Source organism: Streptomyces sp. ISL-98, from assembly GCF_018614055.1.
Taxonomy (GTDB): Bacteria; Actinomycetota; Actinomycetes; order Streptomycetales; family Streptomycetaceae; genus Streptomyces; species Streptomyces spiramyceticus.
On record NZ_JAGGPB010000078.1, the window covers coordinates 1 to 7,400 of the forward strand.

The 7,400-nt window shown below is 69.1% G+C and carries 10 protein-coding genes; 2 read left to right on the forward strand and 8 right to left on the reverse strand.

The genetic code is table 11. The annotated features are described in order from the left end of the window. Window positions 1-54 precede the first annotated feature (54 nt). Window positions 55-414, forward strand: coding sequence for a helix-turn-helix transcriptional regulator (locus J7I98_RS36745; protein WP_214929417.1), 360 nt, complete (start codon window positions 55-57; stop codon window positions 412-414). 13 nt (window positions 415-427) lie between these two features. Here J7I98_RS36745 and J7I98_RS36750 read toward each other — a convergent pair whose 3' ends face one another. Both J7I98_RS36750 and J7I98_RS36755 read right to left on the reverse strand, forming a co-directional pair. Next, entirely contained in the window at window positions 428-1,981 is a 1,554-nt protein-coding gene (locus tag J7I98_RS36750; RefSeq protein WP_214929418.1) for an FAD-dependent monooxygenase, read from the reverse strand. Window positions 1,982-2,037: 56 nt separating this feature from the next. After that, complete coding sequence (locus J7I98_RS36755; RefSeq protein WP_214929419.1) at window positions 2,038-2,445, reverse strand: heavy metal-responsive transcriptional regulator; 408 nt, start codon at window positions 2,443-2,445, stop codon at window positions 2,038-2,040. A gap of 83 nt (window positions 2,446-2,528) precedes the next feature. Between J7I98_RS36755 and J7I98_RS36760 the strand changes: the two genes are divergently transcribed. Beyond that, complete coding sequence (locus J7I98_RS36760; RefSeq protein WP_214929420.1) at window positions 2,529-3,497, forward strand: alkylmercury lyase family protein; 969 nt, start codon at window positions 2,529-2,531, stop codon at window positions 3,495-3,497. A 139-nt stretch (window positions 3,498-3,636) separates the two neighbouring features. On the opposite strand, the gene J7I98_RS36765 is transcribed toward J7I98_RS36760, so the two are convergent. The 6 genes from J7I98_RS36765 to J7I98_RS36790 all read right to left on the reverse strand — a co-directional run. After that, a complete protein-coding gene (locus J7I98_RS36765) occupies window positions 3,637-3,945 on the reverse strand; it encodes a hypothetical protein (RefSeq protein WP_251021723.1) in 309 nt (102 codons plus the stop codon). Continuing rightward, window positions 3,942-4,718 carry a MerR family transcriptional regulator gene (locus J7I98_RS36770; RefSeq protein WP_214929421.1) on the reverse strand — a complete coding sequence of 259 codons (777 nt, stop codon included), beginning with the start codon at window positions 4,716-4,718 and terminating at the stop codon, window positions 3,942-3,944. The genes J7I98_RS36765 and J7I98_RS36770 overlap by 4 nt, the downstream gene beginning before the upstream one ends. Window positions 4,719-4,804: 86 nt before the next feature. Continuing rightward, a complete protein-coding gene (locus tag J7I98_RS36775; RefSeq protein WP_214929422.1) occupies window positions 4,805-5,893 on the reverse strand; it encodes an ArsO family NAD(P)H-dependent flavin-containing monooxygenase in 1,089 nt (362 codons plus the stop codon). After that, entirely contained in the window at window positions 5,890-6,111 is a 222-nt protein-coding gene (locus J7I98_RS36780) for a DUF2180 family protein (protein ID WP_214929423.1), read from the reverse strand. Before J7I98_RS36780 ends, J7I98_RS36775 begins: the two co-directional genes overlap by 4 nt. Before the next feature lie 10 nt (window positions 6,112-6,121). Further along, a complete protein-coding gene (gene arsB, locus J7I98_RS36785) occupies window positions 6,122-7,219 on the reverse strand; it encodes an ACR3 family arsenite efflux transporter (RefSeq protein WP_214929424.1) in 1,098 nt (365 codons plus the stop codon). Next, the coding region (locus J7I98_RS36790) for a helix-turn-helix transcriptional regulator (RefSeq protein WP_214929425.1) at window positions 7,216-7,400 on the reverse strand (185 nt) is incomplete at its 5' end. The genes J7I98_RS36790 and arsB, both read right to left, overlap by 4 nt.

Sequence of the window (7,400 nt, forward strand, 5' to 3'; positions counted from 1 at the left end):
AAATCACCGGTATTGGGTCTAGGGGCTTGGTTCGATGTATGTCAACATAGACGTATGTCGAACGTGAGGGTGTTGCCGCTGCTGGAGCCGGACGTTGTTCCGTGCTGCCCACCGCTGAATGAGCGCCCCCTCACCGCGGAGGAAGCCGTTCGTACGGCCGCGATGTTCAAGGCGCTCAGCGATCCGGTTCGCCTGCGGCTCTTCTCGGCGGTGGCGTCGTACGAGGGCGGCGAGGCGTGCGTCTGCGACATCTCTGATGTCGGCGTCTCTCAGCCCACCGTCAGCCACCACTTGAAGAAGCTGAAGGAAGCGGGACTGCTCACTTCCGAGCGCCGGGGCACCTGGGTGTACTACCGCGTCGAGCCGTCCGTGCTGGCCGGGATGAGCAAGGTGTTGGGCCAGTACGCCGCCTGACGAGCCCGCCTAGTCAGCGCGGACCCTCGCCACCGGAGACCGGTAGCCACCGGTCGAGATAGCTGATGAGCCCCGTCAGGTCCGTGCCTGCGGCTCGGTAGGCGACATAGCCGTCGGGCCGGACCAGGCCGTGCGTGATGCCTCGCCAGGGTCCGCCCGTACCCACTTTGTGGACATGGATCAGGTCATCGCGGCCGCGCGTGGCGGCTGCGATCAGGCCGGTGTCCCAGTCATCGCCAGGGCCGCACAGGAGCAGGTGGAAACCGGGTGCGGCAGTCATCGTCTGCAGGCTGCCGGGGGCGTCCGGGAGTCTGTCGCCTGCTCGCGGGCCGCTCTTGGGGGAATACGGGCCCTCGGCCGTGGCCGGACTGCGCCGGTAGTGGATGGCCAGTTGCGAGAGCGTACGGAAGGCTGCGCCGCGCAGGGTGGGAAGGCGCAGGGCCACCGGTGCGAGGCGGGGTGCCACTTGGGTGCGGGCCAGGCGAATCAGCGGGTTGCGGCTGGTGGCGATCGTGAAGGCGCGGTCGGTGAAGCGCAGGACGTTCCGGCCGACCGGGGCCCGTTCGCTCTCGTACGTATCCAGTAGGGAGCCGGGTGCGGCGCCCTGGCAGACGAGGGCGAGCTTCCAGCCGAGGTTGAGGGCATCCTGAATGCCGGTGTTCATGCCTTGGGCTCCCGCGGGGCTGTGGATGTGCGCGGCGTCGCCGGCCAGGAAGACGCGGCCGGCGCGGTAGCTCCTGGCGCCGCGGTTGTGGATCCGGAAGTCAGTCATCCACACCGGATCCCGCAGACGCAACGGGTCGCTGACGTAACGGTCGACGAGCCCCTGCAACTGGCCGATGTGCACCGGGCTTTCGGTTTCGCGGCTGTCGGGCGGTCGCATCGCCAGCATCCGCCAAGTCGCCGGTGAGCCCAGCGGGAAGAAGAACAGCATCCCGGCTTCTGTCATGTAGGCGTGCGCTGCGCCGTGTTCCAGACCGTCCACTTCCAGGTCGGCCAGCAGGAACGTCTGCGGGTATGCGTGGCCGGGGAAGCCGATGCCGGCCTGGTCACGGACCGTGCTGCGCGCCCCGTCGCAGCCGACGACGAAGCGGGCATGCACGCTCTCTTCGTTCCCCTCCCGATGCCTCAACCGGCAGATCACGCACGTGCCTTCGTCTTTCAGCTCCACCAGCTCGGTGCCTCGTTCGACCGTCGTACCGGTCTCGCTGAGATGGTCGCCGAGCACGCTCTCCGTTTCGGCCTGGGAAAGGAAGAGCAGGAAGGGGTACGGAGTGTCGGTGACGCCGATGTCGAACAGCGGCAACCGCACGGTACGGCCGGGAAGATGCATCCGCAGCTGCACGGCGGGATTCCCCCGCGCGACCAGTTCGTCCGTCACGCCGTACGGGGACAGGGCTTCCAGAGTGCGGGGCTGGATGGCGAGCGCCCGTGATTCCTGGGCACGGTCCAGGTGCCGGTCAACGATCCGGAACCGTACGCCGTACGCCTGCAACTGGGCGGCGAGGGCCAGCCCGGTCGGACCCGCGCCCACTACCAGGACATCAAGCGATTCACTCGCAGCCATGGCAGCAGTGTGCCGCCGAAAGGCTCACCTTGCCCGCTGCGAACGCACGACGGCCGTCACCCGGGTGTCGAGCCGCCGATGATGCTGCAGATGTCCGCATCCGTGCAGGTACTCGGATCTGTGCTTGCGGCCCGCTCGGCGAGCCCGCGTAGGGCGGTTCGGGTCTTGCGCAGTTCGGCCATGCGTTGCTCTATGTCGGCCAGGTGCTCGTGAATCAGGTGTGTGACGTGGGCACACGGGGCTTCGCCGGAGTCCCGCAGGACGAGCACGCTGCGGATCTCGGCGAGCGTGAGCCCGGCCCTCTGGGCGTCGCGGACGAAGGCCAGCCGTGACGTTGCCGCGGGTGGATAGTCCCGGTAGCCGCCAGCGGTGCGCGGTGGCGCCGGGAGGAGGCCCGACTGCTCGTAAAAGCGGATGGTCTTGGTGGTAAGCCCGCAGGCCGTGGCGAGGTCGCCGATGCGCATGACTCCAGGCTACGCCTTGACCTTCCAGTGCACTTGAAGGTCTACCGTCGGTGGCACATGCAGCGACCTGGGAGGGCGACGCTATGCACATCACCGTTCTGACCGTGCCCGACTGCCCCAACGCGCCCCTGGCCCACGAGCGGATCACCGCTGCGCTCGACGGGCGGAGCGCACAGGTGGAGCTGATCGAGGTCAGCAATGAGGCCCGGGCCGCCGAGCGTGGCATGACCGGCTCGCCGACCGTCCTGATCGACGGAATTGACCCCTTCGCCGCGCCGGGGGGCGCGACGAGCGTCTCCTGCCGCCTGTACCGGGGTCCGGACGGGCGCACCGACGGGGCGCCGAGTGTGGCCGACCTACACCGGGCGCTCGATCTCGCCGAAGTCACCCGGGACTGCGAGTGTCCGCCGATGGATGCGGCGGGCCGCGCCGGCCGCGGTCGCCTCGCGCCACGCGAAGGTGGTCTGCGAGCCGTGCAGCAGGCGGTGCTGCGTCACTTCGCGAGGACGGGCCGGGCACCCGAGGCAGCCGACTTGGAAGAGGCCGCATCCGCTCATGGCCGCCGGGCTGCTGAGGTCCTGAACGAGCTCGCGGCTGAAGACTTCCTCGCCCTCGACAGCGGCGGACAGATCCGGGCGGCATACCCCTTCTCCGGCGTGCCCACCGCCCATCGTGTCCGCTTCCCCGACGGCGTCCAGGCATGGTCGATGTGCGCCATCGATGCCCTGGGCGTCTCCGCCATGCTCGACACGGACGCGGTGATCACCTCCAGTGATCCCGTCACCGGTGAAGCCATCACCGTCGTATCCGCCAACGGCAACATGACGTGGGAACCGGCGACCGCCGTCGTTTACGTCGGGCAAGGCTCCTGCACCGGCTCCGCTGCCGAGGTCGCCTGCGGGGCCCTGAACTTCTTCACCAGCCGCGCCACCGCCCGTACCTGGTCGACGCAGCACCCCGACTTCAGCGGCGGCGTGGTCGAACAGACCCGCGCCGAAGCCCTGGGACAAGCCGTCTTCGCCACCCTGTTGACAGAATCGGACCACGCCTGAGCAAAGGAAGACCGGCCATGATGACGCTGACGCTCAACTCCTGCGACACCGTGGTGATCCTTTTGCGCGGCGCCCGTAGGCGCAATGGGCTGATCTCCGGCCATTCTCACAAGCCGCCGCCGGGCATCAGCCCGGCCGGTCAGTGCCGCCCGGAGCGGACCTCGGCGTCGGACGGTGCCGGAGTGGGCATGCCGAGATCGACCACACCCCGCTCGGTCTCGCAGACCGCCGCACGCCGACGGCGCAGCACCCACACCACGCCCATCAGGGCGACTACCGCCACCACGGCCAGCGCCGGAACCCACACGGCCCCGATCGCGGAAGCGGCACCGATGCCGCCGAGTACCGAGAGCAGAGGGCCGATGCAGCACAGGGCGCAGGCGGCCACTGCGGCTGTGACGGTACCGAGGGCGGACCACTGGTTGGAAGAACGTTGGTTGGAAGTCATGCCATCGCTCCGAACAGGTCGGCCAGCAGGGATCCGGCGGCCTCGGGAGCCCGGACGGTCAGCACCAGTTCCGCAGGGGTCAGGTGCAGGGTGAAGTCGAAGAAGGAGCAGCACTCCTGCTCGGCCGCCGCGAGGGAGGCCATCTCGGCGGCCAGCTCCGGTGTGGTGGGGAAGGTCAGTCGCAGCCCGTCCCGGATCTCCTCACGCCGGGTGGCTTTCCCGGCCAGCCGCTGCCACTGCTCCGTCCGCTCGCTGAACTTGGAGGCATCCAGCGTGCAGGCCACCGGCTCCTCACGCCACGCCTCGGCGTCGCTCAACAGAGCCCTCGGCCGGGGCGGCGTCAGTTCCACCGGTATGGGTCCGGGACGGGAGTCGGATACGCAGCCGCAGTCAGGGCCGCAGCCCCCTTCCGGGGCAGGACCCGCCAGTTGCTCATGGACCCCGGCCAGGCGGGTGGAGAAAGCTGACAACTCGGCGAGCCGCCGGTCCGCATCCGCGATCCGGTCGGCGACCAAGGGCAGCAACCGCGCCCGCACCGCCGCGCATACGCCCTGCTCCCACACCACGAGCAACTCACGGATCTCTTCCAGCGGCAGCCCGAGGACCTTGGCCGACGAGATGAAGGCGAGTCTTTCCATCGACTCGCCGTCGTAGACGCGGTAGCCGGCGGTCGTGCGCTCAGCGGGCAGCAGCCCTGCCGTCTCGTAGAACCGCAGCGTTGTTGCCGGCACGCCACTGCGCTCCGCCAGCTGCGAGATGCGATACGTGGTCATGCCTCCGACGCTAAACCTTCAACCCGACTCGAAGGTCAAGCCCTGCGCTCCGCCGACCGCAGATCTGCCGGTGGAAGACGGATTCGTCAGGTACGGGCCGCGCGGCCGCTGCCGCTCGTGGGGACGTCCAGCAGCTCGGCGATCTCGCGCGCCGCGTCGCGGGCGGGGCGGCCGACGCCGATGAGGGTTGCTGACGCAGGGCCGGTCCAGTCGCCGTAGCCGAGCAGGTGCAGGCGCGGTTCGCCCACGGCGCGTGTGCCGGTGGTGGGGATGTGACCGCGTGGCCCTCGTAGCCCGAGGGGTGCGAGGTGGGAGAGGGCTGGGCGGAAGCCGGTGCACCAGATGACCGCGTCGGCTTCGGCGCTCGTGCCGTCGGACCACTCCACGCCGCCCGGCGTACGGGTGAACATGGGCGAGTCCTTGAGCAGCCCGGCGTCGCGTGTTTCCCGTACGGGAGGTACGGCGACGATGTCCCCGAGGGACGCGACGCCGCCGGTATCGGTTGCGCCCGCGTCGAGTGCGCGGCGGCGGGCGGTTGCCGTGTCGAAGAGGGCGCGGCCGTCGATGTCGTCGGCGAGGAAGCGGGCGGGGCGCTGGGTGACCCAGGTCAGATCGGACGTGTACGCGAGGTCGGCCGCGATCTGGGCGCCCGAGTTGCCGCCGCCGACCACGACGACGCGCTGTCCGGCGAAGTCGCGCGGGCTGCGGTACTCGACCGTGTGCAGCTGCCGACCGCGAAACACGTCGCGGCCGGGGACAGCGGGCAGGAAGGGCCGCCACCAGGTGCCGGTCGCGCTGATCACCGCGCGGGCCTGCCACGTTCGGGAGTCGGTTTCCACCCGCAGGAGTTGGCCGTCTCGGTGCACCCCCTGCACGCGTACGGGCCGGTGGACCGGCAGTTCGTAGCGCTCCTCGTACGACGTCAGGTAGCCGACGACGTGGGACGCGTCCGGGTAGACCTCACCGGCCTGTACGGGCATGGGGCGGCCAGGCAGTGAGGAGTACGCCGCCGGGGAAAACAGGTGTAGCGACTCCCAGGCGTGCTGCCAGGCGCCGCCCGCCCCGGCCTGGGCATCGAGGATGACGAAGTCCAGGCCGAGGCGGCGCAGGTGGTAACCGGCGGCGAGCCCGGACTGGCCGCCGCCGATCACCACCACGTCTACTGATGCGGTCACAGCGTGACCGCTGCCGCAGTCAGTGCCTCCGCCTCGGCGCAGACCTTGCACAGCACTCTGCGGGCCTCCGCCTGGGCGCACTGCCCCTGCGGTGATCCGTGCCGGACCGTGCGGTTGGTGATGCGGGCGTGGTTCTCGCAGACGCCCGCACCACAGCCTTGGCATACGCCGACGGAGTGCGTGTCCTTGCTCTCCGTGCGGCAGTCGAGGCACCGCATGTGCCGCTCCCTACCGGGTGGTGGTGATGGCCGTGGGCGCGAACTTCTTCCGCCAGGCCAGGGATACGTACACGAGCGCGACCAAGACCGGGACCTCGATCAGCGGGCCGACGACGCCCGACAGGGCCTGGCCTGAGGTGACGCCGAAGGTGGCGATGGCGACCGCGATGGCCAGCTCGAAGTTGTTGCCCGCCGCGGTGAAGGCGAGGGTCGCGGTGCGGTCGTAGTTCAGACCGATGACCTTGCCGAGCACAAACGTGCCGAACCACATCAGGGTGAAGTACACGAGCAGCGGCAGTGCGATCCTGGCCACGTCCAGCGGCTGCGAGGTGATCGTCTTCCCCTGGAGGGCGAAGAGGATGACGATCGTGAACAGCAGGCCGTAGAGCGCCCACGGGCCGATCTTGGGCAGGAAACTGTTCTCGTACTTCTCCCGGCCCAGCTTCTTCTCGCCGAAGTGGCGGGTGAGGAAGCCCGCCAGCAGCGGGACGCCGAGGAAGATGACGACGTTCAGCGCGATCTTCCACATGGAGATGTCGAGCTGCTCGCCGTCACCGAGGCCGAGCCAGCCGGGCAGCAGGTCGAGGTAGAGCCAGCCGAGCAGGCCGAAGGCGATGACCTGGAAGACCGAGTTCAGGGCGACGAGGACGGCAGCGGCCTCGCGGTCGCCGCAGGCCAGGTCGTTCCAGATGATCACCATCGCGATGCAGCGGGCGAGGCCGACGATGATCAGGCCGGTGCGGTACTCGGGCAGGTCCGGCAGGAAGATCCAGGCCAGCGCGAACATGATCGTCGGGCCCGCGATCCAGTTGATGACGAGCGACGAGATCATGAGCTTCTTGTCGCCGGTGACCGCGTCGAGCTTGTCGTAGCGGACCTTCGCCAGTACCGGATACATCATGATCAGCAGGCCGACGGCGATGGGCAGCGAGATGCCGCCGATCTCGACCTTGGCGAGGGCGTCGTTGAGGCCGGGGATCAGGCGGCCGAGGCCCAGTCCCAATGCCATGGCAAGAAGAATCCACACGGCCAGAAAGCGGTCCAGTGTGGAGAGCTTCGCGACGACCGACGCTTCTTCGGTGGTCGCAGGTGCTTCGGTGGGGGTCACGGACAGGCCCTCTTGTTCTCGGCGGCGGTACGGGAAGCTTCAGCCAGCTCGGCGAACTGGTCTGCCAGCTGGGCGATGACGTCGGGACGGACCTTGTAGTAGGTGAACCGGCCGCACGGCTCGGTCTCCACCACCCCGGCCTCGCGCAGGACGCGCAGGTGGTTGGAGAGGTTCGTCTGCT

Bases quoted from the DNA above. Each gene is read 5' to 3' on its own strand.
- J7I98_RS36770 (WP_214929421.1), bottom strand. From the start codon at position 4,718: ATGACCACGTATCGCATCTCGCAGCTGGCGGAGCGCAGTGGCGTGCCG.
- J7I98_RS36755 (WP_214929419.1), bottom strand. From the start codon at position 2,445: ATGCGCATCGGCGACCTCGCCACGGCCTGCGGGCTTACCACCAAGACC.
- J7I98_RS36760 (WP_214929420.1), top strand. From the start codon at position 2,529: ATGCACATCACCGTTCTGACCGTGCCCGACTGCCCCAACGCGCCCCTG.
- J7I98_RS36780 (WP_214929423.1), bottom strand. From the start codon at position 6,111: ATGCGGTGCCTCGACTGCCGCACGGAGAGCAAGGACACGCACTCCGTC.
- J7I98_RS36765 (WP_251021723.1), bottom strand. From the start codon at position 3,945: ATGACTTCCAACCAACGTTCTTCCAACCAGTGGTCCGCCCTCGGTACC.
- J7I98_RS36745 (WP_214929417.1), top strand. From the start codon at position 55: ATGTCGAACGTGAGGGTGTTGCCGCTGCTGGAGCCGGACGTTGTTCCG.
- J7I98_RS36750 (WP_214929418.1), bottom strand. From the start codon at position 1,981: ATGGCTGCGAGTGAATCGCTTGATGTCCTGGTAGTGGGCGCGGGTCCG.